At 35.5% G+C, this 1,141-nt stretch carries 1 protein-coding gene; it reads left to right on the forward strand.

Annotation, left to right across the window (positions count from 1 at the left end):
- Positions 1 to 190 precede the first annotated feature (190 nt).
- The coding region (locus NEH74_RS12870; RefSeq protein WP_262941448.1) for an ISL3 family transposase at positions 191 to 1,141 on the forward strand (951 nt) is incomplete at its 3' end.

A 1,141-nucleotide genomic window follows, 5' to 3' on the forward strand; every position in this document is an offset into this window, starting at 1 on the left:
AATAAAACCACCAAATTACAACATTTTGGTATAAAGTATAAAAAAAAAAAAAAGGGTTCTATAATATTTGGTGTGGGTGACTCCCACACCTCTTTTATTTGAAGTAAAAAATAAGTACAAAAAAAAGAGACATTATGTCCCAAATTCTATACCATGTAATTGACCAAAAAAACACGAAAGGATTGGAATAATGTCTCATACTCATTGTATCTCAACTTTACTTGATTTAAAAGATAAAACAATCACTTTTCCAGAAGATTGGATGAAAGAAGTGATGATTAACGGGGTTCGTTCAAAACTTATCTCAGGAATCTTGTCTTTTCAGCCTACCCATTGTTATCAGTGTGGCCATATTTTTGATTCAAACATTATTAAACACGGCTTCAAAACCTCTCGTATTAAGATGATGAAACTCTCTGGCTTTGATACCTATCTAGATTTAAAAAAGCAACGCTATAAATGCCGTCATTGTAACAGTACCTTTACGCTTAAAACCTCTCTTGTGGAATCTAATTGTTACCTTTCTAATCCCCTTAAACAAGCCATTTTTCTAGAGGCTAGCCATAAAAAATCTGAATCAGATATTGCCCGTGAACTCAATGTTTCCCATTCAACCGTTAATCGGATCATTCATACGTCTTACGAGGAACAACCCCTTCATTTTAACGCTCTTCCTCAGGTGCTTTGTTTCGATGAATTTAAGTCCGTCAAGTCAGCCCAAGGTGCGATGTCCTTCCTCTTTTGCGATGCCTCAAATGGAAAAGTGATTGATATCATTGAAGACCGACGCCTAAGCACCTTAAAACCTTATTTCATGCGTTTTTCTAAAGAAGCCCGTGAAGGGGTGACTCACGTTGTTATTGATATGTACGCCCCTTACATGACACTCATTAAAGAGGTTTTTCCTAACGCTAAGATTGTTTTAGATAAGTTTCATGTTGTTCAACTTTTATCTCGCGCCCTTAATAAAACTCGTATTCGTTTCATGAACCAAAACAAAGAGTTCTACAACAAATTCAAACATTACTGGCGCCTCTTATTAAAAGCCCAAGAGGATATCCATTCTACCCACTACTTCTATTCTAAATGTTTCAAAAAATATATCTCTCAAAAGGAAATCGTCGACTTTTTACTCGCTTTA

The sequence above is a fragment of the Turicibacter sp. GALT-G1 genome, from assembly GCF_025594995.1.
In the GTDB taxonomy this organism is placed as follows: domain Bacteria; phylum Bacillota_I; class Bacilli_A; order MOL361; family Turicibacteraceae; genus Turicibacter; species Turicibacter bilis.